The following is a 24,404-nucleotide window of genomic DNA, read 5'->3' as shown; positions in this document are numbered from 1 at the left end:
ATCAGATGTCCTCGACCAGCCGCCCGTAAAGCTGCGGCCGGCGGTCGCGGAAGAAGCCCATGCCGGCGCGGTGCTTCGCCGCGCGGTCGAGGTCGATCGTTTCGACCAGCACGCCGGTTTCGCTTGCGCCGAACGCCTGCGTCATGTCGCCCCATTCGTCGGTGATGAAGCTGTGGCCATAGAAGTTCGCGTCGCCCTCGGCGCCTATACGATTGGCGGCGATCACCGGCATGCAGTTCGACACCGCATGGCCCTGCATCGCGCGGCGCCACATGCGGCTGGTGTCGAGGTCGGCATCATAGGGTTCGCTGCCGATCGCGGTCGGGTAGAAGAGCAGCTCGGCCCCCATAAGCGCCATTGCGCGCGCGCATTCGGGATACCATTGGTCCCAGCACACGCCGACGCCGATCCGCGTCCCGAACACGTCCCAGACCTTGAAGCCCGTATTGCCGGGGCGGAAATAATATTTTTCTTCATAGCCGGGGCCATCGGGAATGTGGCTCTTGCGGTACGTCCCCATAATCGCGCCATCGGGACCGATCATCGCAAGCGTGTTGTAATAATGCGGCCCGTCCTTTTCGAAGAAGCTGGTCGGGATCGCGACCTTGAGCTTCGCAGCGAGCGCCTGCATCGCGATGACGCTCGGATGCTCGGCGGTCGGGCGCGCGGTTGCGAAGAGTTCTTCCTCCTCGACCTGGCAGAAATAGGGGCCTTCGAAGAGTTCGGGCGGCAGGATCACTTGCGCGCCCTTTGCCGCCGCTTCCTCGACGAGCGCCGTTACGGCGTCGATATTGGGCTGGAGGGGGCCGGGCAGGCGGAGCTGTAGCGCGGCGACGGTGATGGTGCGGGTCATGGTTCGTCCGTGGTGGCGCGAGAATCGAGCCGGAATATAGGGCGCTTCGCCCCTTATGCTAGGCCGGAAGCTGCTGGCTCGAGCAATGGAAGCTGCCGCCGCCGACGATGATCCCGCGCGCGGGCACGCCGACGGCGCGGCGATCGGGGAAGAGCGCGGCAAGCATGTCGACCGCGGCCTGATCGTTCGCCACGCCATAGGTCGGGACGACAACGACCGTATTGCCGATGTAGAAATTCATATAGCTCGCGGCCGCGATTTCGCCGTCGATTTCGACCCGGCCCGGCGAGGGCAGGTCGACGATCTCGATTCCGCCGAACGCCGCGGTGCGGGCGCGGGCGTCGGCATAGACATGGGCGTTGGGGTCATCGTTGCCCGCGGCAACGGGAAGCGCGAGGCGACCTTCGCCGACGAAGCGCGCGAGATTGTCGACATGGCCGTCGGTGTGATCGCCGATCAGCCCGTTGCCGAGCCACAGCAGCCGGTCGATGCCGAGCGACTGGTGCAGGCGCACCGCGATATCCTCGCGCGTCAGCACCGGGTTGCGGTTGGTGTTAAGGAGGCATTCCTCGGTCGTGACGCAGAGGCCGCTGCCGTCGACGTCGATCGCGCCGCCTTCGAGCACCCAGTCCTGATCGTCCACGGGCAGGCCCGATCCGGCGGCGAGCGCCGCACCCACTTCCTGATCGCCCGGCATGACGAATTTCTCGCCCCACCAGTTGAATTCGAAATTGCGCGCGCGCCGCGTGGCGCCGATGCCGGCGATGATCGGCCCGGTGTCGCGCAGCCAGATATCGCCGAGCGGCTGGACGAGGATGCGGACGCCCGCGTCGACGAGGCTTGCGGCGATTTCCGCCTGCCGTTCGTCGTTGACGACCAGCCGGACCTCTTCGCCGCGGCCGCCATCATGAACGGCGTTCGCGAAGGCGGCGACGTCGGCGCGGGCCGCGTTGATGGCGCCCGCCCATTCGTCATCGAGGTGCGGAAATCCGATCCACACCGCCTCATGCGGCGCCCATTCTGCGGGCATCTTGAGCGTCATGGGCGCTTGTCCTTTATCTCGTCATGGCGAGGAGCGAAGCGACGCGGCAATCCAGAGCTGCCTATACCGCTCTGGCTTGCTTCGCTTCGCTCGCAATGACGAAGCTCTACTTCGCCGGGCGCGACTTGTCGCGCGCGGCGCGGAACTCGTCGCCTTCGTTCCAGTTCGGCCACGCGTCGGTCGATGCGAGCATGCGGCCGGCGGCATAGAAGAGCTTCAGGTCGGCGAGCATGCCGTCCCAGTTCTTGATCGCGTCATATTCGTCGCCCGGCGCGTGATAGCGGTTCTTCTCATAATCTTCCGCGGCCTTCTTGCCCGCTTCCTTGCCGCCATCGACCAGATCGTCGCCCGCGCCGAAGTTGAAGAAGGGAACGCCCAGCTTCGCGAAGCTGAAGTGGTCCGACCGATAGTAAAAGCCCTTTTCGGGGGTCGGTTCGTCGACGATCGCGATGTTCGCGGCCTTGGCGATCTTTTCCAGATAGCTGTCGAGCTGCGACTTGCCGCGGCCGACGACGACGATGTCCTTCGCCGGGCCGTTCGGATTGAGCGAGTCCATATTCACGCCGCCGACCGTCTGGCCGAGCGGGAAGATCGGGTTTTCGGCATAATATTTGGAGCCGAGCAGACCCGATTCTTCTGCCGTGACGGCGAGGAACACGATGCTGCGGTCGGGCGCGCCGGCCTTTTTATAGGCCTGTGCCAGCGTGACGAGACCCGCGATGCCGCTCGCATTGTCGACCGCGCCGTTGCAGATGTCGTCGCCGTTCACCGGCGTGCAGCGGCCCAGATGGTCCCAATGGCCGGTATAGAGCACATATTCGTCGGGCCGCTTGGCGCCCGGCAGCACGCCGATGACGTTATGCGACATCTTCTTGGCGATCGCGTTGTCGAAGCTGAAGTTGGCCTTCACGCCCGTCAGCGCGACGGGCTTGAAGCCCTTTTTCGCGGCGGCGGTGCGCAGCGCCTCGAAATCCTGTCCCGCGCTCGCGAACAGCTCCTTCGCCTTGCCGAGCTGGATCCAGCCGTTCGCGGCGGTTTCCTTGGCGCCGCCGTCCTTGCTTTCGGCCAGATAATTGGCGCCGGTGTTGCTCGATTCGACGACGTTCCAGCCATAGGCGGCGGGTTCGGTGTCGTGGACGATCAGCGCGGCGGCGGCGCCCTGACGCGCCGCTTCCTCATATTTATAGGTCCAGCGGCCGTAATAGGTCATCGCGCGGCCGTTGAATTCGCCCTTGGCTTCCTTTGTCTGCCAGTCGGGGTCGTTGACGAGGATGATGACGGTCTTGCCCTTGACGTCGAGCCCGGCATAGTCGTTCCAGCCCTTTTCGGGCGCGTTGATGCCATAGCCGACGAAAACGACGTCGCTGTCCTTGATCTCGGTCTTCGGCTGCACGCGGTAGCTGAAGGCGACATAGTCCTTCGCATATTGCAACGTGACGGGCGCCTTGCCGCCGGTGAAGGCCAGCGGGGTTGCATTCTTCGTCGTGATCTCGACCAGCGGGACATCCTGCGTCCACTTGCCGTTGTTGCCGGGCTTCAGCCCCGCCGCCTCATATTGCTTGATCAGATAGGCGATCGTCTTTTCCTCGCCCACGGTGCCGGGCGCGCGGCCCTCATAGGCGTCGGAGGACAGTTCCCTGGTGACATCCTGCAGCGTCTGCAGCGACAGATCGGGGAACTGGACGTCGGGCAGGGCGACGGCGGTGGCCGCCTTGTCGGCACCGCCGCACGCCGCGACGGACAGGAGGACCGCAAAGGCTGCGGTGGTTCGGGGGAAGCGAAGCATGGAATTCCTTGGGGTTTCGTTTGCGGGCGACCGGGCTTGTGCCAGCCGCCGCGCGTCGATGCAAGGCGCAGCGCAAGAGGCGAAGCTGCCGATAAGGTTCCAAAGACGCTTGATAATTCCGGTGCGGGTGGCAGTCATTCCCCATAAGATTCTAACGGGGGAATATATCTTGGTTTCGCATAAATTATTCGTTCGGGGCCTGTCGGTGCTGGCCCTGCAGGCGTCGCTTGCCGCTGTCCCGGCAGCGCAGGCGCAGGAGAATGATCTCGCGGCGCGGTTCGGCGCGCTCGAATCGATCCTCGACGTCAGCCTGTCGCCCGATGGTCAGCATCTTGCCTTCATCGGGCAGGGTGCGAAGCAGAAGCGCCAGCTGTTCATCGTCGATACGGCCGAAGGCGCGCAGCCGCGCGTGATCCTGTCGAGCGACGGCGGCGCCGACGGCAGTCTCGGCTGGTGCGGCTGGGTGACCAATGCCCGCCTTGCGTGCCAGACCTTCCAGCGCGATGTGGTGGCCGGCGACATCATGGGGGCGAGCAATATCATTGCCGTCGACGCGACGGGCGGCAATCTTCGCCTGCTCAGCAATCGTCGCAGTGATCGATCGCTCTACGCCGATTTTCGCGGCGGCAATGTGATCGACTGGTCTTCGACCGACAATGGGTCGCTGTTGATGACGCGCAGCTATGTTCCCGAGGCCGCCATCGGTACGAATCTCGCGAAAAAGGCAGAGGGGCTGGGCGTCGACCGGGTGGATTCGGTGAACGGCACGGCGCGCCGAGTCGAATCGGCCAACCGTGATGCGACGAACTATCTGTCGGACGGGCAGGGCAATGTCCGCATCATGGAGACGCAGGGCTATACAAGCAGCGTCGGGCAATATGATCCGGTCGTTCGCTATTCCTTCCGGCCGAAAGCCGGCGGCAGCTGGCAATATCTCGCGCAGCGCGACGTCGTGACCGAAGAGGGATTCCGGCCGGCAGCGGTCGATGCCGCGACGGATCGCGTCTATGGCTTCCAGAAGATCGACGGCCGCCAGGCGGTGGTCGCGATGGCGCTCGATGGCAGCGGGACGACGACGACCATCTACAAACATCCCGAAGTCGACGTCGACGATATCGTCCGCGTCGGACGTAACGGTCGGATCGTCGGCGTGTCCTATGCCACCGACCAGCGCACCGCCGTCATGACCGACCCCGCGATCGCGAAGATGACGAACTCGCTGTCGCGGGCGCTGGGCGGGAAGCCCGTGGTGATCGTCGACGCGTCGGCCGACGAGAGCCGCTATATCGTTCGCGCCGAATCCGACACCGATCCCGGCGCCTATTATCTCTATGTACCTGCCGCCAAGGAACTGCGGCCGCTCTTGCTGTCGCGCGAACAGCTTGCGACCGTGAAACTGTCGCCGGTAAAGGCGATCACTTATCCTGCGGGCGATGGCACGCTGGTGCCGGGCTATCTGACGCTGCCGCCGGGGCGAACCGACGCGAAGGGACTGCCCGCGATCGTGATGCCGCACGGCGGACCCTCGGCGCGCGATGAATGGGGTTTTGACTGGCTGGCGCAATATTTCGCGCAAAGCGGCTATGCGGTGCTGCAGCCCAATTATCGCGGCTCGGCGGGCTTCGGTGACCAATGGTATCAGAACAACGGTTTCCAGTCGTGGCGCACCGCGGTGGGCGATGTGACCGACGCCGGCCGCTGGCTGGTCAAAGAGGGCGCCGATCCTGCGAAGCTGTCGATCGTCGGCTGGTCCTATGGCGGCTATGCCGCGCTGCAATCGGGGGTACTCGCACCCGACCTGTTCAAGTCGATCGTCGCGATCGCGCCGGTCACCGATCTCGCGCAACTGAAGGATGAGGCGTCACGCGACGGCACCGGCCGTATCGAGGGCAAGTTCATCGGGACGGGGCCGCATATTCGCGAGGGATCCCCCGCAGAAAATGCGGGGGCGATCAAGGCGCCGGTGCTGATGTTTCATGGCACGCTCGACCAGAATGTCGCGATCGCGCAGTCGCGCACGATGAAGCGTGCGCTCGAGGGCGCGAAAAAGCGCGTCGAACTTGTCGAATATCCCGACCTCGGCCACGCGCTCGAGGCGTCGGAGGCGCGTACCGAAATGCTGCGGAAGATCTCGGCCTTCCTGCCGCATTGAGGGAGGCAGGCTAAACGAAAAGGAGCGGCCCGTTTCCGGACCGCCCCTTCTTGAATTCGATAGCGAAGCCGATCAGCGCGAATAGAATTCGACGACGAGGTTCGGTTCCATCTTCACCGGATAGGGCACTTCGTCGAGCGTGGGCACGCGGACGAAGGTCGCCTTGGTGCCGTCGAGCGCCAGATATTCGGGCAGGTCGCGCTCGGGCAGGCTCTGCGCTTCGGCGACCAGCGCCATTTCCTGCGCCTTCTTGCCGAGGGTGACTTCGTCGCCCGGCTTCACGAGGCGGCTCGCGATGTTGCACTTCACGCCGTTCACATAGACGTGGCCATGGCTGACGAGCTGGCGCGCCGAGAAAATCGTCGGCGCGAACTTCGAGCGATAGACGATCGCGTCGAGGCGGCGTTCGAGCAGGCCGATCAGGTTCTGGCCGGTATCGCCCTTCATGCGCGACGCCTCGAAATAGTTCTTCTTAAACTGCTTCTCGGTGATGTCGCCGTAATAGCCCTTCAGCTTCTGCTTCGCGCGGAGCTGGATGCCGAAGTCCGACATCTTGCCCTTGCGGCGCTGACCGTGCTGGCCGGGGCCATATTCGCGGCGGTTGACCGGGCTCTTCGGGCGACCCCAGATGTTTTCGCCCATCCGGCGGTCGAGTTTATACTTGGCGCTCTGGCGCTTCGACATATGTCGTCTCCAATTTGCTGTGTGCCGAAGGATTTCGGCGTTTATCCCGGATCGCACCACATAGGCTTGCCATGTGCGACCACCGCTTCACCGGGGTGCGGGGTCAATCTGCGAAGGCGCGCCGTTAGACGGTGGGGAGGGAGGAGTCAAGCCCGCGTCCCATGCTGGACGGCGCGGAAAAAGCCGCTAAAGGCAGCCCGCATGACCGTCATCAAACTACCCGACGATTGCGAAACGATGATCGAGGTGCGCGCCGGGGTCGACCAGATCGACCGCGAACTCGTCGCGCTGCTGGCGCGCCGGTTCGGCTATATGGATGCCGCAGCCCGGATCAAGACCGACCGGAATTCGGTGCGCGACGAAGCCCGCAAGGCCGAGGTTCTCGACAATGTCGCGCGCGCAGCGGAAACGGCGGGGCTGGAGCCCGCGCGGCTGCGCGCCGTCTGGAACGAACTGGTCGAACAGTCGATCGCCTATGAAGCGATCAAGTGGGATGCCCTTCGCCGCTGACGCCCGCCAAGACCCTGCTCCTTGCTGAAACAGGGTCCAGGGCTCAGTTGCCGCCGCCGGCGCCGTGGGTCAGGCGCGCATCGCTGCCGACGTTGGTCTGCTGCTCGCTTTCCCACTCCTGCTGCGTCTTGCAAGTCTGGCGCTTCATGCGCGAGCCGGTGTTGGTGTGGCTCTGGCAGATCTTCTTGGGCTTCTTGGCCTTGATGGTGGTCGTCGCGGGATCGGCAGGGGGCGCGGCTTCGGGGGCGGCCGCGGACAGCATCAACGAAAGAACGAGAGAGAGCATCATAATCTCCGCATGAGGATGCGCTCCGTTATCGCGGCCGGGGCGTCCTGCCAAGTATCGTAATGATGCCGTGCATCATCCTGATATCATTATACGACCAGCCGGTCTTGGTGAGCGCCGTCCGCAAGGTGCGCAGCGTCGCTTCGGTGCGGTCGGCGGGAAAGAAATAGCCCGCGGCGTCGAGGTCGCGAATGAAATGCTGGATCAGCTGCTCCATCTCGCCATGCTCGGCGGGCGGGTCGAGCGGCACTTCGGGCGGGCTCGCCAGCGCGACGCCCTTCGACCATTCATAGGCGAGCAGGATCACCGCCTGCGCCAGGTTCAGCGAGCCGAATTCGGGGTTGATCGGCACCGTTACGATGGTGTGCGCGAGCGCGACATCGTCGGTTTCGAGCCCCGATCGTTCGGGGCCGAAGACATAGGCCGACCGGCCCGCCGTCGCGTGGACCTGCTTCGCCGCCTCCTCGGGCGTGAGGACGGGCTTGCTCACGCCGCGCTTGCGCACCGTGGTCGCGTAGATGGTCGTGCAATCGGCCACTGCGTCGGCCAGCGTGTCGAAGACCTCGGCCTTTGCCAGCACGATATCGGCGCCGGACGCCGCCGGCCCCGCATCGGGATTCGGCCAGCCATCGCGCGGCGCGACGAGGCGCAGCTCGGTCAGCCCGAAATTGAGCATCGCGCGCGCCGCCTTGCCGATATTTTCGCCAAGCTGCGGTCTTACGAGAACGATGACGGGGGGCGGGGCGGCCGCGCTCATTTGCCGGGCCGTGCTGCCTCGGTGATCGAAGAGGCGAATTCCTCGAAATCCTTGGCTTCGGTGAAATCGCGATAGACGCTGGCGAAGCGGATATAGGCGACATTGTCGAAGCCCTTGAGCGCTTCCATCACCATCGCGCCGATTTGCGCCGCCTGCACCTCATTTTCGCCCGAGGTTTCGAGCTGGCGCTGGATGCCCGACACAAGCCGCTCGATCCGCGCGCCGTCGATCGGGCGCTTGCGGCAGGCGATCTGGACGCTGCGCATCAGTTTCTCGCGGTCGAAGGGCTCGCGGCCGCCGCCAGCTTTCAGCACGGCGACCTCGCGCAGCTGGATTCGCTCGAAGGTCGTGAAGCGCGCGCCGCAGTCCTCGCACTGGCGGCGGCGGCGGATCGCAGCACCGTCCTCGGTCGGGCGGCTGTCCTTCACCTGGCTGTCTTCATGTCCGCAATAGGGGCAGCGCATGGATCAGCGTTTCACCCGCGAATAGAGCGCGATCGCGGCGCCCGCGAACAGGCCGACCGGCCAGGTGACGACCGGCAGGATCGCGCCCGCAACCGCCCCGAGCCCACCGCCGATCAGCACCGGGCGCGTCGAGGGATGGTCCATCCCCTGCTTGCCCATCGCCTTGACCTCTTCGATCGTCAGCTCGACCAGCGTCGGTTCCTCGGGGTGCTGCCGCGCCATTGGATTATCCCTGATAGATGGGGAAGCGTTCGCAGAGCGCGCGGACGCGGCCGCGCACGTCGGCCTCGACATCGGCGTCGCCATGCTCGCCCTTGTCGCGCAGCGCTTCCAGAACGTCGGCAACCATGTCGCCGATCTCCTCGAACTCGGCGATCCCGAAGCCCCGCGTCGTCCCCGCGGGCGATCCGACGCGGATGCCGCTGGTCTTGACCGGCGGCAGCGGATCGAAGGGCACGCCATTCTTGTTGCAGGTGATCGCGCTGCGTTCGAGCGCCTCGTCGGCGTCGCGGCCCGTGATGCCGAGCGGGCGCAGGTCGATCAGCGCGAGGTGCGTGTCGGTGCCGCCCGCGACGACATCGGCGCCGCGCGCCTTCAGCCGGTTGGCGAGTGCCTGTGCGTTGGCGATCGTCGCCTTTGCATAGTCCTTGAACTCGGGGCGCAGCGCTTCGCCGAACGCCACCGCCTTGGCGGCGATGACATGGACCAGCGGCCCGCCCTGCAGTCCGGGGAAGACCGCCGAATTGATGCGCTTGGCGATCGCCTCGTCATTGGTCAGGATCATGCCGCCGCGCGGGCCGCGCAACGTCTTGTGCGTCGTCGTGGTGACGACATGCGCATGCTCCATCGGCGACGGATGCGCGCCGCCGGCGACGAGACCGGCGAAATGCGCCATGTCGACCATCAGCAACGCGCCGACGTCATCGGCAATCGCACGGAAGCGCGCGAAGTCGAGCGTGCGCGGATAGGCCGAGCCGCCTGCAATGATCAGCGAGGGACGGTGTTCTTTCGCGAGCGCCTCGACCTGGTCGAAATCGACGAGATGGTCGTCGGCGCGGACGCCATATTGCACGGCATTGAACCATTTGCCCGACATGGCGGGCGGGGCGCCGTGGGTCAGGTGACCGCCGGCGTCGAGGCTCATACCGAGGATCGTCGCGCCGGGCTTGGTCAGCGCGAGCATCACCGCGCCGTTCGCCTGCGCGCCCGAATGCGGCTGGACGTTGGCGAAATTGCAGTCGAACAGCTTCTTCGCGCGGTCGATCGCCAGCGTTTCGACTTCGTCCGACGGCGCGCAGCCCTGATAGTAGCGCTTGCCCGGATAGCCCTCGGCATATTTGTTGGTGAAGACCGAGCCCTGCGCCTCGAGCACCGCCTTCGAGACGATATTTTCCGAGGCGATCAGCTCGATCTGATATTGCTCGCGCTCGAGCTCATGCTTGATCGCGGCGGCGACCGCCGGATCGGTCGCGCCGACGCCATCGGTGAAATAGCCGGCCGACTTGATGGGCTTGGCGAGCGTTTCGGTGGTCATCGGCTGGTCTCCAGAATGGGAGGGTGGGAAAGCTTGTCGACGCGGCGTGCGTGGCGGTCGCCCGCGAAGTCGGTGGTCAGGAAGGCGGTGATGCACGCCTTCGCCATGTCGATGCCAGTCAACCGCGCGCCGAGCGCGATGACATTGGCGTCATTATGCTCGCGCGACAGTTTCGCCGACAGCGGTTCGGAAACGAGCGCGCAGCGGCACGCCGGATTGCGGTTGACCGAGATCGAGATGCCGATGCCCGATCCGCAAAGCGCGACGCCCCTTTCGGCGCTGCCGCTCGCCACAGCCTCGGCAAGGCGATAGCCATAGTCGGGATAATCGACGCTGTCGGGGCCGTTGGTGCCGAGATCGGCGACCTCGTGGCCGTCGGCGCGCAGCCAGTCGGCGAGCAGGGCCTTGAGCTCGTAAGCGGCATGGTCAGAGGCTATCGCGATGCGCATGGCGCGGCTCCCGTGTGGTCGAAGGGAATCGATGAGCGCGCTTTAGGCGAAGCGTCGCGAATTGGCCATAAGCCGCGATCCATTATTTTGTCACAAAGCGGGCCCGACCGGAGAGCGGGTTTGACCGGGCAGGGGACGCCGCGTAGAGCGCCGCCATGGGTGACACGCTGCTTTCGATCGCCATGCTAGGCGGTTTCGCGCTGCTCGGCGGCGCGTTCATGGTCTTCCGCCACGGCGACCGCCGCCGCGCGTTCCTGATGGTCGTCGCGGCGCTGGTGCTGTTCGCCAATGTGGCGATCTGGATGATCCCGACGAAGTGAAAAATCCTCCCTGCCGCGTAGCGGTGGGGACGGGGACCGCCGAAGGCGGTGGAGGGGCGGATAGGCACCAGCCCCTCCGTCAGCGCTTCGCCAAAGGCGAAGTTTATGCTGAGCGCCTATAAGGCAGCCGAAGGGGGCTGCCACCTCCCCATCGCTGCGCGACAGGGAGGATCTGAATGTCAGCGGATCGGCGAATCGGGTGCGAGCCGCATATCCAGATAGTTGTCCAGCGACTTCATCAACTGGTCGAGCTCATGCTCGAAGAAGTGATTGGCGCGCGGGATCTCGTCGTGATGGATGGTGATGCCCTTTTGCGTGCGCAGCTTGTCGACGAGCTTCTGGATCGCGGCCGGAGGAACGATCTCGTCCTGACCGCCCGCAACGATGATGCCCGACGAGGGGCAGGGCGCGAGGAAGCTGAAGTCGTACATGTTCGCCGGCGGCGCGACCGACAGGAAGCCGCGGATTTCGGGGCGGCGCATCAAGAGCTGCATCCCGATCCACGCGCCGAAGCTGAAGCCCGCGACCCAGGTCGTCTGCGCCTCGGGATGGATCGACTGCACCCAGTCGAGCGCCGACGCGGCATCGCTGAGTTCGCCGATGCCGTTGTCGAACGTGCCCTGGCTGCGGCCGACGCCGCGGAAGTTGAAGCGGAGCACAGCGAAACCGCGCGCGACGAAGCTCTTGTACATCGCCTGCGTGATGCGGTCGTTCATCGTGCCGCCGCCCTGCGGATGCGGGTGCAGGATCAGCGCGACGGGCGCGCGCGGACGCGGCGGTGGCGAGAAACGGCCTTCGATGCGGCCCTCGGGGCCGGGGAAAATGACGTCGGGCATGGGAGCACCTCTTATCTTTTTGAGCTCAAGGCCGAATCGCCGGCTGGCGGGGTGGCGGAGCGAAGGTGGCGCCTATATAGAAAATAGGTGGCAAGTTGCAACTTTTGCGAATCGCTCGCAATAAGGTGGCGACACGCTCCCCGTTTCCGTTCGTGTCGAGCGAAGTCGAGACACCCAGAAGGCATGTGCCACCGATGGGCATCTCGACTTCGCTCGATGCGAACGGGGTTTGATTGGTTCCTCACAGACGATTGCCGCGCCCCATGATTTACCTCGACTATCAGGCCACGACGCCGCTTGCCCCCGAAGCGCGCGAGGCGATGCTGCGCTGGTTGGAAGGCCCGGGGGAAGGAGACGGCTTCGCTAATCCATCGAGCACGCACAAGGCGGGCCGCGCCGCGGCGGCAGCGGTCGAAGTCGCGCGCGATCAGGTCGCGGCGCTGCTGCCGAACGGCGGTCGCGTCTTCTTCACATCGGGCGCGACCGAGGCGCTCAACTGGGCGCTGTTCAGCGGCGCGAAGGCGAAGCCGGGCGGCGTCGCGGGGCTGAGCGTCGAACATGCCGCCTCGCTGCAATGCCTCGAACGGCTGGACGCAAATATTCTGCCGGTGGACGGCGAGGGGCTCGCGCTGCCGCCCGACGACACGCTGATTCCCGAAAACGGTATCGTCGCGACGATGCTGGTCAACAATGAGGTCGGAACGATCCAGCCGGTCGCCGATTTCGCCGCCGCCGCGCATGCGAAAGGTAGCTTGCTGCTCTGCGACGCGGTGCAGGGCTATGGCCGCGTGGCGATCCCGGCGGACGCCGACCTGATCGCGGTCTCGGCGCACAAGATCCACGGACCCAAGGGCATCGGCGCGCTTTGGGTTCGCGACGGCATCGACCTTGAACCCTTGATGTTCGGCGGCGCGCAGGAGCAGGGGATGCGATCGGGAACCGTCTCGCCTGCGCTCTGCGCCGGTTTCGGCGCCGCGGCGGCGCTCGCCGCCGAGCGGTTCGACAAGGATGCCGAGCATGTCGAGCGACTATGGTCGCTCGCGATGGACGCACTCCCCGAATGGACGCTCAACGGCGCGGAAAGCCCGCGTTATCACGGCAATCTCAACATCCGCCGCGAGGGCGTGAACGGTCTCCGCCTGATGTCCGACGCGCGAAACATCGCCTTCTCGCTGGGCAGCGCGTGCGGCAGCGGGTCGGGCAAGGTCAGCCATGTTCTGCGCGCGATGAGGGTCAGCGAAGCCGACGCCCGTGCCTCGATCCGCCTCGGTTGGGGACGCTACACCACCGAAGCGGAGTTGCGTGAGGGGCTGCAAGCGATCAAGGATGCCGCGCGGCTCCAGGGAGTTAATTGATGCGCGTCACCTTCATCCACGCCGACGGCAAGGGGCGCACCGAGGCCGAGGCGAAGCCGGGCGATATCCTGCTCGACGTCGCGCAGGCGCGTCTGATGCCGCTCGAGGGGACGTGCGAGGGGCAGATGGCTTGCTCGACCTGCCATGTCATCGTCGACAGGCAGGATTTCGACCGCCTCCCCGAAGCCAGTGAGATGGAGGAAGACATGCTCGACCTCGCCGCCGGAGTGCGCCGGACGAGCCGACTGTCGTGCCAGATCGTGCTGACCGAGGATCTTGACGGGCTGACGGTCCATATTCCCTCCGAAAGCCGCAATATGCAGGGGCCGCGCTGACAGCTAACGACCGGTTGCCGTCTTGGTGATTCCCGGCGAAAGCCGGGATCCAGGCAATGAGCGCTGCGCTTGCTTCATGGGCCCCGGCTTTCGCCGGGGTGCACATTATGACTGCAAACGACCGATCTTTGCCGCTCAGGCGATTGTGCGGACCTCTTAAAAGCGGCCTTTCCGAAATCAGTCGTCATTGCCAATTGCTGGGTTATGAGAAGGCCACATCTTATTTAGGATTTACTGCCATTTCCCGATCAGCCGTTAAGGCAAGGAAGCGATAGACGGCAGCACAATGGAAATTATCGTCGACTTCCTGAAAACGATGCAGTTCCTTCTGCTCGTCAAGGTTGCCCTATTCCTAATCATCGGTTTTGGGCTTGGGGCTGCCGGCTTCATAACTCGTAAGTGGTGGCTCGTGGCGATCGGCTTGGTTCTAGCATTGGGGCAATTTGTTTGGCCGTGGGTCTCCAACAGGAGCTATGAGAACGAAATCGAGGCGCGAAGGGAGTATTTCCAGAAGCTTCCAAAAATCTCACTTACGGGAAATTATCCCCGTCTTCTTGTGCTAGAAGGAGACTTGAGCCCGGTTCCACCAAGCTGGTTTATCGCGGCGGGATACTTCGACAAAGTGGATTTCTTGGGCCGCCGATTGGCTGCTAGCCAATCAGCCGCTTCTTGTCGCGCAGCTGCCCTTGCGATTCACGACCCCAGCAATCCTAGAATGCCAAGGCGATTTGGTAAGAATTCCCGTCAATGGCTGGAGAAATGTACCGAGGACACCGGGCCGAGCACACCTGACGCCGATGCGCTCATTCTTCGTATAGATCGAAAGACGACCCTCTATGACCGTAAACACGTTCGCCTACGGGGCATCCCGAGATCTATCCAGTTGTCGCTTCGCAGAAACAAGAATGAGAAATTGGTCCACTACGACGAAATTCCGACGCTTGCTTATCCAGAAAGCGCCACGAGGCTGCTCCCCGAAGGATACTATCAAGCCTGTAAGCAATTCAACAATCTGCAAATCGTCTCTAATATTCTCGATGCAGCGATGTCGCCGAATCAGGCTAATTCTCTGATGAAAAGGGGGTCTGTTCGCAGGTCTGAATATGATTCCTGCATTGCATCCATCGCTCCCCAGATCAAAGTGAGTGACTGATCGCCGCGCAATAGACTGCCAACGACGGCCGCATTTCCGGTCGCGTGACCGGAAGCTGCCTGCCCGCTTCCCACCCCAAAACAGACGAAACGCCGGTCGACCCGGCCGATCTTGCATTTCATCACCATCCCCGCCATATGCGCCGCGGGAGTCGGGCGGACGCAGTCTTCGCCAACCCGGTCAGGTCCGGAAGGAAGCAGCCGCAACGAATTCGCTGCGGGTCGTTCCGGCTCCCACCCTCACCACATTTCGATCGAGGCGCCCTGCTTGCGCTGATAGGCTGGGCGAAAACGTTTGATTGCGCGCAGTCGGCGATAGGGCAGCCGCGTCGCAAATTTGCTTAGCTCATAGGCTGCATCTTTATCACCCAGTCGCGCGGCACGACCAAGCCAAAGTCGATAGCCTTGCAGATTATTCCGCGCAAAACAGTCCATTGCCATATGCTGCGCGGCGCTGGCGTTGCCGCTTCGCCACGCCCTTCGATACCAATAGGGCGCGAAGGCCGGATGGCTGAACCCGGTGCCATCCATGGCGAAGTCGCACGCATGCACGACCTGCCCATGTTGATAGCCACGGCACGCCAATGCGTTGAAAAGAGGCTGGCAATTCCCGTTCTTCAGCCCGGACTGAATACGCAGGGCGCGGTCGTAAAGCGCGTCGAGTTTGCCCGTGTCGCGAAACATCTGCTCGTGATGCATCTTGCTTTCGACAAAGGCAAGCCGACCCCCTAAGACAAAGCGCATGAGCGATTCCGCCGACGACGATACCCCGATGCTGGGAATGGACCTGCCCGAGACGGCGCCGCAGCCGTCGAGCGGCCCCTATCGCGTTCTCGCCCGCAAATATCGCCCGCAAACCTTCGCCGAACTGATCGGTCAGGATGCGATGGTGAAGACGCTCGGTAACGCGATCGCACGCGACCGGCTGGCGCATGCCTTTCTGATGACGGGCGTGCGCGGGGTCGGCAAGACCTCGACCGCGCGCCTGATCGCCAAGGCATTGAACTGCATCGGCCCCGACGGGCAGGGCGGGCCGACGATCGATCCGTGCGGAGTGTGCGAACCGTGCCGCGCGATTACCGAAGGCCGCCATATCGACGTGATCGAGATGGACGCCGCGTCGAACACCGGCGTCGACGACGTGCGCGAGATCATCGAGGCGGTGCGCTATGCCGCGGTGTCTGCGCGCTACAAGATCTATATCATCGACGAAGTGCATATGTTGTCGCGTAACGCGTTCAACGCATTGCTGAAAACGCTCGAAGAGCCGCCGCCACACGTCAAATTCCTGTTCGCGACGACCGAAGTGAACAAGGTGCCCGTGACAGTGCTGTCGCGCTGCCAGCGCTTCGACCTCCGCCGCATCACCCCCGATATGCTCTTCGCGCATTTCAGCTCGATCCTGCAGAAGGAAGGCGTCGAGGCCGAGGCGCCGGCGATCTGGCTGATCGCCAACGCCGCCGAAGGTTCGGTGCGTGACGGCCTGTCGATCCTCGACCAGGCGATCGCGCATGCCGACCTCGATGGCGGAGGCAAGATAAGCGCCGATCAGGTGCGCACGATGCTGGGGCTGTCGGACCGCACCGCGATCACGCAGTTGATGGCGGCGATCCTCGAGGGCGACAGCGGCGGCGCGATCGATCTTGCCCGCGCCCAATATGCGCTGGGGATCGAGCCCGTCGCGATGGTGCGCGGGCTGATGGACCTGACGCACGCCGTGACGCTCGCCAAAGTATCGCGCCACGACGATCCCGCGCTCGCCGCGAGCGACCGCGAACGCATCGGCGACTGGGCGAAGAAGCTCGGGTTCGCGCCGCTCAACCGTCTGTGGCAGCTCTTGCTCAAGGGGCATGACGAGGTGCTGCGCGCGAACAATCCGCTCGAACATCTCGAAATGCTGCTGCTTCGTGTAATTTACGCCGCGTCGCTGCCCGATCCGGGCGAGCTTGCGAAGCTGCTCGAATCGGGCGGCATGCCCGCGATGCCGCTCGGTGCGCCGCCCGCACCGAGCGGGCGCGAGAGCGCGGCTGCGGCCGCACCGGTGCCGGAAAGCGCCGAAACACCGACCTCGGCGCTCACCATCGCGCAAATCCACCAGCTTCTGGAAAGCGCCGGTAATCATCAGCTTGCGCGCCAGGTTTATGACGACCTCAAACTTGTGGAGCTCGAACCCGGCTTGCTCGTCTACGCCCCCGTTCCGGCGCTCGACGGCGATTTCGCGCGCCGGCTGGGCGAGGCGCTGCTTGCCCAGACCGGCAGCCGCTGGCAGGTGCGGGCGGGCGAGGGCGAGGGGCGCCCGAGCCTCGGCCAGATGCGCGCCGCAAAGCTTGCCGACAATGAGTCCCGTATTCGCGAACTGCCGGTCGTGAAGGCCGCGCTCGCGGCTTTCCCCGACGCAAGGCTTGTCGAAGACGACGCCAACCATAAAAGGCTGAACCCATGAAATCGATCGAAGAAATGATGAAGGCGGCGCAGGAAGCCGCCGCGACCGTGCAGGCGCAGATGCAGGAGGCGCAGGCGAAGCTCGACACCGTCGAGGTCGAGGGCGTCTCGGGCGGCGGCCTCGTTAGGATCACGGCGACCGCCAAGGGCCGGATCAAGGCGATCAGCATCGACGACAGCCTGATGGTCCCCTCCGACAAGCAGATGCTCGAGGATCTGCTCGCCGCCGCCTTCAACGACGCGCGCGAAAAGGCCGATGCCGCAAGCAATGAGGAAATGGGCAGGATGACGAGCGGCCTGCCGCTCCCGCCGGGGTTCAAGCTGCCGTTCTGACGGTCTTGTCCCCAGCTTCCGCCGTCCGTTCAGGCTTGCGTCATTGAATGCGCGGCAAGTTACGCCATATTAGCGATGAACCGCCTATAAGAAGGATGGCGCGCCGGGTCGCGGCGCGCGTCCAGGAGCCCTGATGACGCAATCCTATCCCCTGTTGCCGCTGCGCGATATCGTTGTTTTCCCGCACATGATCGTTCCGTTGTTCGTGGGCCGCGACCGCTCGGTCGCCGCGCTCGAAACCGCCATGGAAAGCGACAAGGAAATTTTCCTCGTCGCCCAGCTCGATCCCGGCGAGGACGACCCGCAGCGCGACGATCTTTATGACACCGGCGTAATTGCCACCGTTTTGCAGTTGCTTAAGCTTCCCGACGGCACCGTGCGCGTGCTCGTCGAGGGCAAGGAACGCGCAAAGCTGACGAGCCTTGCCGATGACGGCAAGGCGGTGATGGCGACGGTAAAGCCGATCTCCGACACGCTCGACGACAGCGTCGATACCGCCGCGCTGATGCGCTCGGTCGTCGACCAGTTCGAAAGCTACGCCAAGCTCAACAAGAAGATGCCGGCCGAGACCGCGGTGCAACTGTCGCAAATCGACGACGCCTCGCGCCTTGCCGACTCGGTCGCGGGCAATCTCAACATCAAGGTCTCCGACAAGCAGGCGTTGCTCGTCGAGGATGCGCCCGCGAAGCGGCTCGAGATGGTTTTCGCCTTCATGGAGGGCGAACTCGGCGTGCTGCAGGTCGAGAAGAAGATCCGCGGCCGCGTGAAGCGCCAGATGGAAAAGAGCCAGCGCGAATATTACCTCAACGAACAGTTGAAGGCGATCCAGCGCGAGCTTGGCAACGACAATGGCGAAGGCGGCGACGACCTCGCCGAGCTGCAGCTCAAGATCGACAGCCTCAAGATGTCGAAGGAAGCCAAGGCCAAGGCGAACGCCGAGCTCAAGAAGCTGCGCGCGATGGCGCCGATGTCGGCCGAAGCGACCGTCGTTCGCAATTATCTCGACACGCTGATCGGCCTGCCTTGGGGCAAGAAGTCCAAGCTCAAGAAGGATATCGCGAAGGCGCAGGCCGTCCTCGACGACGACCATTATGCGCTCGAAAAGGTCAAGGACCGGATCGTCGAATATCTGGCGGTGCAGGCGCGCACCAACAAGCTGAAGGGGCCGATCCTCTGCCTCGTCGGCCCTCCGGGCGTCGGCAAGACCTCGCTCGGCCGCTCGATTGCGAAGGCGACGGGCCGCGAATTCGTCCGCCAGTCGCTGGGCGGCGTGCGCGACGAGGCCGAAATCCGCGGCCACCGCCGCACCTACATCGGCTCGCTGCCGGGCAAGATCGTGACGAACCTCAAGAAGGCTGGCACGATGAACCCGCTGTTCCTGCTCGACGAGATCGACAAGCTCGGCCAGGATTTTCGCGGCGATCCGGCCTCGGCGCTGCTCGAGGTGCTCGACCCCGAACAGAATGCGAAGTTCCAGGACCATTATCTGGAGGTCGATGTCGACCTGTCGGACGTGATGTTCGTGACGACCGCCAACTCGCTGAACCTGCCGCAGCCGCTGCTCGACCGCATGGAGATCATCCGGCTCGAGGGCTATACCGAGGACGAGAAGGTCGAGATCGCCAAGCGTCACCTGATCGCGAAGCAGATCGAGGCGCACGGCCTGAAAGCCGGTGAGTTCGAGCTGACCGACGAAGGCTTGCGCGACCTCATCCGCTACTACACCCGCGAGGCAGGCGTCCGCACGCTCGAGCGCGAGATCGCGCGTCTGGCGCGCAAGGCGCTGCGCAAGATCCTCGAGGGCAAGGCGGAAAGCGTCGTCGTTACCCCCGACAATCTCGCCGAATTTGCCGGCGTGCGGAAATTCCGCCATGGCGTTTCGGATCGCGAGGATCAGGTCGGCGCGGTCACCGGGCTCGCCTGGACCCAGGTTGGCGGCGAACTGCTGACGATCGAGGCGGTCACCGCGTCGGGCAAGGGCCAAGTGCGGACTACCGGCAAGCTCGGCGAAGTGATGACCGAATCCGTGCAGGCGGCGCTGTCGTTCGTGAAGGCGCGCGCCCCGGCCTATGGCATCAAGCCCAGCCTGTTCGCGCGCAAGGACATCCACATCCACCTGCCCGAGGGCGCGGTGCCGAAGGACGGTCCGTCGGCGGGCGTCGGCATGGTCACGGCGATGGTCTCGACCCTCACCGGCATCGCGGTCCGCAAGGATGTCGCGATGACCGGCGAGGTCACGCTGCGTGGCCGTGTGCTCGCGATCGGCGGGCTCAAGGAAAAGCTGCTCGCGGCGCTGCGCGGCGGGATCACCACCGTTCTCATCCCCGAGGAGAATGAAAAAGATCTGGTCGAGATTCCGGCGAACATTACGTCGTCGCTGAAGATCATTCCGGTCAGCCATGTCGACCAGGTGCTCGCCGAAGCGCTGGCGGCGCCGGTCGAACCGATCGAGTGGACCGAAGCCGACGAACTCGCCGCATCGCCGCCCATTTCGCCCGGCAGCGACCCCGAATCCGCGATTCGGCACTGACCCCGAAGGGCCGGCTCGCGCCACCGGCCCTTTTTGGACCCAAATTCGTCGCATAATCGGCTTTTTGGGGCGTTTTTCGGCCTTTTTTGCTTTGACAAGGCGGGGGGAAACATCGTTAGTGGCGCGCCATGGCTTCGGGCCATGAATCGATTATCCAACCATAATGCAGGGGTTCCTTAGGCATGAACAAACAAGACCTGATCGCCGCCGTCGCTGACTCGAGCGGCCTGACCAAGGGCGACGCGAGCAAGGCTGTCGAAGCCGTGTTCGATTCGATCACCGGCGCGCTCAAGAAGGGCGGCGAAGTTCGCCTCGTCGGCTTTGGCACGTTCGCGGTCAGCAAGCGCAAGGCCTCGACCGGTCGCAACCCGCGCACCGGCGAAACGATGACCATCGCGGCGTCGAACCAGCCGAAGTTCAAGGCCGGCAAGGCCCTCAAGGACGCCGTCAACTAAGTTGGTCGGACCCTTTTGGTGAAAACATCTCGGGCCGTGGCGCAAGCTGCGGCCCGATTTGCATCGGCGGGTGAATTTTCGGCAAATGGACATTGCATTACCGGCGCGAGCGGCTATGGCCGTCCGGCTTTCGGACGCGCCGGACAGTCAGCCGGCCTCGGAATGGGCGCGTAGCTCAGCGGTAGAGCACACCCTTCACACGGGTGGGGTCACAGGTTCAATCCCTGTCGCGCCCACCATTCCCCGAAGCGCATCGATGCGAGGCGGCAAAGGCCGACTATCGCCTATTCCCCCATTCATCGCCTATTCAATGCGTTCGCACTAGGACCATGGGCATGTTCCGCATTCTGACCATAACCCTTGCATCCGCCTCGCTGCTCGCCGCGGGCACGCCCGCGTTCGCCCGCGGCGATCGTGACCAGGACAATCTGCGCGAAGCCGCGGCGCAGGGGCAGGTGATCCCGCTCAACCGGCTGGTCGCCGACGTCAAATCGCGCCCGCCCTACAGCGGCATGACCTATCTCGGCGGGCCGCAGTTCGATGCCGGCCGGATGCTCTATGCGTTGAAATTCATGGACGGCGCGCAGGTCGTCGTCGTCTATGTCGATGCGCGGACCGGCCGGATCGTCGGACGCAAACCCTGACATTTTTCGAGCGCAACGACATTTTGCGATGATCGTTGGGACTTGGTACAGAGTTGCACTATCGCGGCGCGGGACGCCCGGCCGCGCAAAGGAAAGGCGCCTGAATGCGGATTTTGATTGTCGAGGACGAACCCACGCTGGGTCCGCAGCTCAAAGCGACGCTCGAAGGGGCCGGCTATGCGGTTGACCTCGCCACCGACGGCGAGGACGGCCATTTCCTGGGTTCGACCGAAAATTACGACGCGGCGATCCTCGACCTCGGGCTGCCCGAAGTCGACGGGCTGACGGTGCTCGACCGCTGGCGCAAGGAAAAGCGCAACTTCCCCGTGCTCGTCCTGACCGCGCGCGACAGCTGGTCGGACAAGGTTGCGGGGCTCGACGCGGGTGCCGACGATTATCTCGCCAAGCCCTTCCAGACCGAGGAATTGATCGCCCGCCTGCGCGCGCTGATCCGCCGCGCCGCGGGCAATGCATCGAGCGAGCTGATTGCGGGCAATGTCCGCCTCGACACCCGCTCGGGCCGCGTGACGCTCGACGGCGCGCCGGTGAAGCTCACCGCGCAGGAATATAAACTCCTGTCGTACCTGCTCCATCACAAGGGCAAGGTCGTGTCGCGCACCGAGCTGATCGAGCATATCTATGATCAGGATTTCGACCGCGATTCGAACACGATCGAGGTGTTCGTGACGCGCATCCGCAAGAAGCTGGGCGCCGATATCATCACCACCATCCGCGGTCTCGGCTACCAGCTCGACGATCCGCAGTAAGGCATGGCGGAGGCCGATGCCGCCCCGGCGATAGCGACCGAAGCCGCAAAGCCCGCCGCGCTGACGCGCCGTATCACCGGCTCGCTCGCGCGGCGCATGATCGCGATCGCGACGATCTGGATCTCGGTGCTGCTGATCGGCGGCGGCTTCGCGCTCGATCGCGTGCTGACCGGCGCGATCACGCGCAACTTCGACTCCAGCCTCGAATATGTGCTGATCGCGATGATCCGCTCGTCGGAGATCGGGCCCGACGGCGAGGTGCGGCTGATCGAACCGCTCGGCGACCAGCGCTTCCTTGAACCCTATAGCGGCCTTTACTGGCAGATCAGCGGCGGCGGGCAGGAACCCTATCGTTCGCGCTCGCTGTGGGAACGCACGCTGAAGCCGCCGCAGCCGCATATCGACAACGCGCTTCACACCTACAACAGCAATCAGTTTCCCGACGAACAGCTTCGCGTCCTCGAGCGCAACGTCATCCTGCCGGGCAGCAAGGTGAGCTGGCGGTTCCAGATCGCCCAGTCGCGCGACGCGCTCGACCTGCAGATCCGCGCGGTACGCGCGACGCTGATCCCCAGTCTCGGTCTGCTCGGGCTCGGGCTGATCGTGCTTGCGGCACTCCAGACCTTTTACGGCTTGCTGCCGCTGCGCCAGATCCGCCGCGCGATCGCGGCGATGCGCGGCGGCGAGAACCGCCGGATCGTCGCGCCGCTGCCGCTCGAGGTGCAGCCGATGGTCGACGAATTGAACGCGCTGCTTGCGCACAACGAGAAGCAGGCGGAGGAGGCGCGGCTCCACGCCGGTAATCTCGCGCACGCGCTCAAGACGCCGCTGACCGTGCTCGTCAACAGCGCGACCGGGTCGGACAGCGAGCTTGCGCAAACGGTGCGGCGCGAGGCGGCGACGATGCAGCGGCAGGTCGACCATCATCTTGCCCGCGCGCGTGCCGTCGGGCGCCGCGGCGCTGCGCAGGCACGCGCAAATGTTCGCGACAGCGTCGACAGCGTCTCGCGCGCGGTAGGGCTGCTTTACCCCAACGTCCGGCTCGATGCCGAGGGCGACAAGACGCTGGTCGTGCGCGTCGAGCGGCAGGATCTCGACGAGCTGATCGGCAATCTGCTGGAAAATGCCGCCAAATATGGCGGCGGCAGCGTGTTCGTCACCATCCAGCGCGCCGGCACGATGGCCGAAATCCTCGTCGAGGACGATGGGGCGGGTATCTCGCCCGCCGATCGCCAGCGCGTCATCGACCGGGGCGTCCGGCTCGACAGCGGCAAGCCCGGAACGGGCCTCGGCCTCGCGATCGTCCGCGACGTCGCCGAAATCTACGGCGGCAGCATCGCGCTCGAAGAGAGCGAGGATCTGGGCGGGCTGCTGGTAAGACTGAGGCTGCCGGCGGGGTAAGCGGCTTAGGGATGGGGAGCGGACGTCTCCGATCCTCCCCGGCACGGGGAGGGGGACCATGCGAAGCATGGTGGAGGGGTACGTGCAGTCTGGCGCGGCCTATGATCTCCTGTGCCCCTCCACCACCCTGCGGGTGGTCCCCCTCCCCCGGTAGGGGAGGATCGTCTCTGACCGCAATCGGTCGTTTGCGGTCATTCCGTCCAAATTGGTGACGACGGGCTAGTTTGAGGTGGAAGCGGTCGTAAGCGGGCGCTGCCAGTCAGGCCGAGCAGACCACCAGCCCGCGCTGCACGGCCGGGCGCGCCAGCCCGCGCTCCAGCCACGCCTGCACATGCCCGAACCGCTCGAAGCCGACGATCTCGGCGGCGTCATAGAAACCGATCAAATTGCGCACCCAGCCGAGCAGCGCGATGTCGGCGATGCTGTAATCGTCGTCCATGATCCACGTGCGCCCGTCGAGCCGCCCGTCGAGAACGCCCAGCAACCGCGCCGATTCGGCCGCGTAGCGGTCACGCGGACGTTTATCCTCATATTCGCGCCCGGCGAATTTGTGGAAGAAGCCGAGCTGGCCGAAGATCGGTCCGGCGCCGCCCATCTGCCACATCAGCCACTGGATGGCCTCATAACGCCGGCCCGGAGCGGCGGGCAGGAACTGGCCGGTCTTGTCGGCGAGATAGATGAGGATCGCCCCCGATTCGAACAGCGCCAGCGGCGTGCCGCCCGGCCCGTCGGGGTCGTAGATCGCCGGAATCTTGCCGTTCGGATTGAGGGCAAGAAACGCCGGGTCGTGGCTTTCGTTCGCCATGATGTCGACGCGGTGGGCTTCATAGGGCAGGCCGGTCTCTTCCAGCATGATGCTGGCCTTGACCCCATTTGGCGTCGGCGCGCCGAACAGTTGCAGCCGGTCGGGATGCTGCGCAGGCCATTTGGCGAAAATCGGATGCGTCACGCCTCGGTCTCCCGCTTCGCCTGCTGATGGTGGCGGATCACCTCGTCGATGATGAAGCGCAAAAACTTCTCGGTGAAATCGGGATCGAGATCGGCATCGCGCGCCAGCTCGCGCAGCCGGCCGATCTGGCGCTCCTCGCGGCCCGGATCCGCGGGGGGCAGGCCCTCGCGCGCCTTCAGCTCGCCGACCGCCTTCGTCACCTTGAACCGCTCGGCGAGCATATAGACGAGCGCCGCATCGATATTGTCGATGCTCTGGCGGTAACGGCTGAGTTGGTCGACCATGTGCGGCTCCTCTTATGTGGGGAACGCTTGGCACCGCGCGGGCCTGCAAGGCAAGCTGAAAGTCGTTGCAAAATGCCGGTCCTC

At 64.5% G+C, this 24,404-nt stretch carries 27 protein-coding genes, 1 tRNA gene and 1 other RNA gene; 15 read left to right on the top strand and 14 right to left on the bottom strand.

Annotation, left to right across the window (positions count from 1 at the left end):
• Position 1 precedes the first annotated feature (1 nt).
• The 3 genes from aguB to QOL68_RS13550 form a co-directional block, all read right to left on the bottom strand.
• Positions 2–853: an N-carbamoylputrescine amidase gene (gene aguB / locus QOL68_RS13560; protein WP_282949539.1), complete on the bottom strand. Its 852-nt coding sequence runs from the start codon at positions 851–853 to the stop codon at positions 2–4.
• A gap of 58 nt (positions 854–911) precedes the next feature.
• Positions 912–1,895 carry an agmatine deiminase family protein gene (locus tag QOL68_RS13555; RefSeq protein ID WP_282949540.1) on the bottom strand — a complete coding sequence of 328 codons (984 nt, stop codon included), beginning with the start codon at positions 1,893–1,895 and terminating at the stop codon, positions 912–914.
• A gap of 106 nt (positions 1,896–2,001) precedes the next feature.
• Positions 2,002–3,681, bottom strand: coding sequence for a M28 family metallopeptidase (locus tag QOL68_RS13550; protein WP_282949541.1), 1,680 nt, complete (start codon positions 3,679–3,681; stop codon positions 2,002–2,004).
• 205 nt (positions 3,682–3,886) lie between these two features.
• On the opposite strand from QOL68_RS13550, the gene QOL68_RS13545 reads away from it, so the two are divergent.
• A complete protein-coding gene (locus QOL68_RS13545) occupies positions 3,887–5,833 on the top strand; it encodes an alpha/beta hydrolase family protein (RefSeq protein ID WP_282949542.1) in 1,947 nt (648 codons plus the stop codon).
• A gap of 72 nt (positions 5,834–5,905) precedes the next feature.
• Here QOL68_RS13545 and rpsD read toward each other — a convergent pair whose 3' ends face one another.
• Positions 5,906–6,517: a 30S ribosomal protein S4 gene (gene rpsD / locus QOL68_RS13540; RefSeq protein WP_058453872.1), complete on the bottom strand. Its 612-nt coding sequence runs from the start codon at positions 6,515–6,517 to the stop codon at positions 5,906–5,908.
• Positions 6,518–6,718: 201 nt separating this feature from the next.
• Between rpsD and QOL68_RS13535 the strand changes: the two genes are divergently transcribed.
• On the top strand, positions 6,719–7,027 hold the full coding sequence (locus QOL68_RS13535; protein ID WP_282949543.1) for a chorismate mutase: 309 nt from the start codon (positions 6,719–6,721) through the stop codon (positions 7,025–7,027).
• A 43-nt stretch (positions 7,028–7,070) separates the two neighbouring features.
• Here the strand turns inward: QOL68_RS13535 and QOL68_RS13530 are convergent, their stop codons facing one another.
• From QOL68_RS13530 to rpiB, 6 genes are read right to left on the bottom strand one after another with little or no spacing between them, the layout of a single operon-like run.
• Entirely contained in the window at positions 7,071–7,313 is a 243-nt protein-coding gene (locus QOL68_RS13530) for a hypothetical protein (protein WP_283404321.1), read from the bottom strand.
• 28 nt (positions 7,314–7,341) lie between these two features.
• Positions 7,342–8,070, bottom strand: coding sequence for an RNA methyltransferase (locus QOL68_RS13525; protein WP_282949545.1), 729 nt, complete (start codon positions 8,068–8,070; stop codon positions 7,342–7,344).
• Positions 8,067–8,534, bottom strand: coding sequence for a transcriptional regulator NrdR (nrdR, locus tag QOL68_RS13520; RefSeq protein WP_058815301.1), 468 nt, complete (start codon positions 8,532–8,534; stop codon positions 8,067–8,069). Before nrdR ends, QOL68_RS13525 begins: the two co-directional genes overlap by 4 nt.
• Before the next feature lie 3 nt (positions 8,535–8,537).
• Positions 8,538–8,756: a hypothetical protein gene (locus QOL68_RS13515; protein ID WP_058453867.1), complete on the bottom strand. Its 219-nt coding sequence runs from the start codon at positions 8,754–8,756 to the stop codon at positions 8,538–8,540.
• A 4-nt stretch (positions 8,757–8,760) separates the two neighbouring features.
• The gene (gene glyA / locus QOL68_RS13510; RefSeq protein WP_058453866.1) at positions 8,761–10,068 is read right to left on the bottom strand and encodes a serine hydroxymethyltransferase; all 1,308 of its coding nucleotides are present in this window, start codon (positions 10,066–10,068) and stop codon (positions 8,761–8,763) included.
• Positions 10,065–10,517 (bottom strand): ribose 5-phosphate isomerase B, encoded by a 453-nt coding sequence (rpiB, locus tag QOL68_RS13505; RefSeq protein ID WP_282949546.1) that lies wholly within the window; start codon positions 10,515–10,517, stop codon positions 10,065–10,067. The genes glyA and rpiB overlap by 4 nt, the downstream gene beginning before the upstream one ends.
• Before the next feature lie 155 nt (positions 10,518–10,672).
• On the opposite strand from rpiB, the gene QOL68_RS13500 reads away from it, so the two are divergent.
• Positions 10,673–10,837: a hypothetical protein gene (locus QOL68_RS13500; RefSeq protein ID WP_282949547.1), complete on the top strand. Its 165-nt coding sequence runs from the start codon at positions 10,673–10,675 to the stop codon at positions 10,835–10,837.
• 179 nt (positions 10,838–11,016) lie between these two features.
• Here the strand turns inward: QOL68_RS13500 and QOL68_RS13495 are convergent, their stop codons facing one another.
• On the bottom strand, positions 11,017–11,673 hold the full coding sequence (locus tag QOL68_RS13495) for an alpha/beta hydrolase (protein ID WP_058453864.1): 657 nt from the start codon (positions 11,671–11,673) through the stop codon (positions 11,017–11,019).
• Between the two features lie 263 nt (positions 11,674–11,936).
• Between QOL68_RS13495 and QOL68_RS13490 the strand changes: the two genes are divergently transcribed.
• The 4 genes from QOL68_RS13490 (at position 11,937) to ffs (ending at position 14,757) form a co-directional block, all read left to right on the top strand.
• Positions 11,937–13,028 carry a cysteine desulfurase family protein gene (locus tag QOL68_RS13490; RefSeq protein WP_282949548.1) on the top strand — a complete coding sequence of 364 codons (1,092 nt, stop codon included), beginning with the start codon at positions 11,937–11,939 and terminating at the stop codon, positions 13,026–13,028.
• Positions 13,025–13,363 (top strand): 2Fe-2S iron-sulfur cluster-binding protein, encoded by a 339-nt coding sequence (locus QOL68_RS13485; RefSeq protein ID WP_282949549.1) that lies wholly within the window; start codon positions 13,025–13,027, stop codon positions 13,361–13,363. Before QOL68_RS13490 ends, QOL68_RS13485 begins: the two co-directional genes overlap by 4 nt.
• A gap of 286 nt (positions 13,364–13,649) precedes the next feature.
• Positions 13,650–14,516 carry a hypothetical protein gene (locus QOL68_RS13480; protein WP_282949550.1) on the top strand — a complete coding sequence of 289 codons (867 nt, stop codon included), beginning with the start codon at positions 13,650–13,652 and terminating at the stop codon, positions 14,514–14,516.
• A gap of 143 nt (positions 14,517–14,659) precedes the next feature.
• An RNA gene (gene ffs / locus QOL68_RS13475) (signal recognition particle sRNA small type) lies at positions 14,660–14,757 on the top strand.
• On the opposite strand, the gene QOL68_RS13470 is transcribed toward ffs, so the two are convergent.
• Complete coding sequence (locus tag QOL68_RS13470; protein ID WP_283404320.1) at positions 14,756–15,199, bottom strand: hypothetical protein; 444 nt, start codon at positions 15,197–15,199, stop codon at positions 14,756–14,758. The genes ffs and QOL68_RS13470 overlap by 2 nt on opposite strands.
• Before the next feature lie 58 nt (positions 15,200–15,257).
• On the opposite strand from QOL68_RS13470, the gene QOL68_RS13465 reads away from it, so the two are divergent.
• The 8 genes from QOL68_RS13465 (at position 15,258) to QOL68_RS13430 (ending at position 23,087) form a co-directional block, all read left to right on the top strand.
• Complete coding sequence (locus QOL68_RS13465; RefSeq protein ID WP_282949552.1) at positions 15,258–16,958, top strand: DNA polymerase III subunit gamma/tau; 1,701 nt, start codon at positions 15,258–15,260, stop codon at positions 16,956–16,958.
• On the top strand, positions 16,955–17,290 hold the full coding sequence (locus QOL68_RS13460; RefSeq protein WP_282949553.1) for a YbaB/EbfC family nucleoid-associated protein: 336 nt from the start codon (positions 16,955–16,957) through the stop codon (positions 17,288–17,290). The genes QOL68_RS13465 and QOL68_RS13460 overlap by 4 nt, the downstream gene beginning before the upstream one ends.
• A 133-nt stretch (positions 17,291–17,423) precedes the next feature.
• Complete coding sequence (lon, locus tag QOL68_RS13455) at positions 17,424–19,820, top strand: endopeptidase La (RefSeq protein ID WP_058456076.1); 2,397 nt, start codon at positions 17,424–17,426, stop codon at positions 19,818–19,820.
• Positions 19,821–20,002: 182 nt separating this feature from the next.
• Positions 20,003–20,275, top strand: coding sequence for an HU family DNA-binding protein (locus QOL68_RS13450; RefSeq protein WP_003044445.1), 273 nt, complete (start codon positions 20,003–20,005; stop codon positions 20,273–20,275).
• A gap of 164 nt (positions 20,276–20,439) precedes the next feature.
• Positions 20,440–20,514: transfer RNA gene (locus tag QOL68_RS13445), tRNA-Val, on the top strand.
• A gap of 96 nt (positions 20,515–20,610) precedes the next feature.
• On the top strand, positions 20,611–20,919 hold the full coding sequence (locus QOL68_RS13440) for a hypothetical protein (protein ID WP_282949554.1): 309 nt from the start codon (positions 20,611–20,613) through the stop codon (positions 20,917–20,919).
• A 104-nt stretch (positions 20,920–21,023) separates the two neighbouring features.
• The gene (locus QOL68_RS13435) at positions 21,024–21,686 is read left to right on the top strand and encodes a response regulator transcription factor (RefSeq protein WP_058456077.1); all 663 of its coding nucleotides are present in this window, start codon (positions 21,024–21,026) and stop codon (positions 21,684–21,686) included.
• A 96-nt stretch (positions 21,687–21,782) separates the two neighbouring features.
• Positions 21,783–23,087, top strand: coding sequence for a sensor histidine kinase (locus QOL68_RS13430; protein ID WP_282949703.1), 1,305 nt, complete (start codon positions 21,783–21,785; stop codon positions 23,085–23,087).
• A 259-nt stretch (positions 23,088–23,346) separates the two neighbouring features.
• Here QOL68_RS13430 and QOL68_RS13425 read toward each other — a convergent pair whose 3' ends face one another.
• Both QOL68_RS13425 and QOL68_RS13420 read right to left on the bottom strand, forming a co-directional pair.
• Positions 23,347–24,036: a glutathione S-transferase N-terminal domain-containing protein gene (locus QOL68_RS13425; protein ID WP_282949555.1), complete on the bottom strand. Its 690-nt coding sequence runs from the start codon at positions 24,034–24,036 to the stop codon at positions 23,347–23,349.
• A complete protein-coding gene (locus tag QOL68_RS13420; RefSeq protein ID WP_058456080.1) occupies positions 24,033–24,320 on the bottom strand; it encodes a chorismate mutase in 288 nt (95 codons plus the stop codon). The genes QOL68_RS13425 and QOL68_RS13420 overlap by 4 nt, the downstream gene beginning before the upstream one ends.
• Positions 24,321–24,404: the final 84 nt, after the last annotated feature.

It is taken from the genome of Sphingopyxis sp. Geo25, assembly GCF_949769135.1.
Lineage (GTDB): Bacteria > Pseudomonadota > Alphaproteobacteria > Sphingomonadales > Sphingomonadaceae > Sphingopyxis.
Note: the sequence above shows the minus strand (reverse complement) of the source record. Positions and strands in the feature narration are given on the sequence as shown.

Bases quoted from the DNA above. Each gene is read 5' to 3' on its own strand.
- aguB (WP_282949539.1), bottom strand. From the start codon at position 853: ATGACCCGCACCATCACCGTCGCCGCGCTACAGCTCCGCCTGCCCGGC.
- QOL68_RS13555 (WP_282949540.1), bottom strand. From the start codon at position 1,895: ATGACGCTCAAGATGCCCGCAGAATGGGCGCCGCATGAGGCGGTGTGG.
- QOL68_RS13550 (WP_282949541.1), bottom strand. From the start codon at position 3,681: ATGCTTCGCTTCCCCCGAACCACCGCAGCCTTTGCGGTCCTCCTGTCC.
- rpsD (WP_058453872.1), bottom strand. From the start codon at position 6,517: ATGTCGAAGCGCCAGAGCGCCAAGTATAAACTCGACCGCCGGATGGGC.
- QOL68_RS13535 (WP_282949543.1), top strand. From the start codon at position 6,719: ATGACCGTCATCAAACTACCCGACGATTGCGAAACGATGATCGAGGTG.
- QOL68_RS13530 (WP_283404321.1), bottom strand. From the start codon at position 7,313: ATGCTCTCTCTCGTTCTTTCGTTGATGCTGTCCGCGGCCGCCCCCGAA.
- QOL68_RS13525 (WP_282949545.1), bottom strand. From the start codon at position 8,070: ATGAGCGCGGCCGCCCCGCCCCCCGTCATCGTTCTCGTAAGACCGCAG.
- nrdR (WP_058815301.1), bottom strand. From the start codon at position 8,534: ATGCGCTGCCCCTATTGCGGACATGAAGACAGCCAGGTGAAGGACAGC.
- QOL68_RS13515 (WP_058453867.1), bottom strand. From the start codon at position 8,756: ATGGCGCGGCAGCACCCCGAGGAACCGACGCTGGTCGAGCTGACGATC.
- glyA (WP_058453866.1), bottom strand. From the start codon at position 10,068: ATGACCACCGAAACGCTCGCCAAGCCCATCAAGTCGGCCGGCTATTTC.
- rpiB (WP_282949546.1), bottom strand. From the start codon at position 10,517: ATGCGCATCGCGATAGCCTCTGACCATGCCGCTTACGAGCTCAAGGCC.
- QOL68_RS13500 (WP_282949547.1), top strand. From the start codon at position 10,673: ATGGGTGACACGCTGCTTTCGATCGCCATGCTAGGCGGTTTCGCGCTG.
- QOL68_RS13495 (WP_058453864.1), bottom strand. From the start codon at position 11,673: ATGCCCGACGTCATTTTCCCCGGCCCCGAGGGCCGCATCGAAGGCCGT.
- QOL68_RS13490 (WP_282949548.1), top strand. From the start codon at position 11,937: ATGATTTACCTCGACTATCAGGCCACGACGCCGCTTGCCCCCGAAGCG.
- QOL68_RS13480 (WP_282949550.1), top strand. From the start codon at position 13,650: ATGGAAATTATCGTCGACTTCCTGAAAACGATGCAGTTCCTTCTGCTC.
- QOL68_RS13470 (WP_283404320.1), bottom strand. From the start codon at position 15,199: ATGTTTCGCGACACGGGCAAACTCGACGCGCTTTACGACCGCGCCCTG.
- QOL68_RS13465 (WP_282949552.1), top strand. From the start codon at position 15,258: ATGAGCGATTCCGCCGACGACGATACCCCGATGCTGGGAATGGACCTG.
- QOL68_RS13460 (WP_282949553.1), top strand. From the start codon at position 16,955: ATGAAATCGATCGAAGAAATGATGAAGGCGGCGCAGGAAGCCGCCGCG.
- lon (WP_058456076.1), top strand. From the start codon at position 17,424: ATGACGCAATCCTATCCCCTGTTGCCGCTGCGCGATATCGTTGTTTTC.
- QOL68_RS13450 (WP_003044445.1), top strand. From the start codon at position 20,003: ATGAACAAACAAGACCTGATCGCCGCCGTCGCTGACTCGAGCGGCCTG.
- QOL68_RS13440 (WP_282949554.1), top strand. From the start codon at position 20,611: ATGTTCCGCATTCTGACCATAACCCTTGCATCCGCCTCGCTGCTCGCC.
- QOL68_RS13435 (WP_058456077.1), top strand. From the start codon at position 21,024: ATGCGGATTTTGATTGTCGAGGACGAACCCACGCTGGGTCCGCAGCTC.
- QOL68_RS13430 (WP_282949703.1), top strand. From the start codon at position 21,783: ATGATCGCGATCGCGACGATCTGGATCTCGGTGCTGCTGATCGGCGGC.
- QOL68_RS13420 (WP_058456080.1), bottom strand. From the start codon at position 24,320: ATGGTCGACCAACTCAGCCGTTACCGCCAGAGCATCGACAATATCGAT.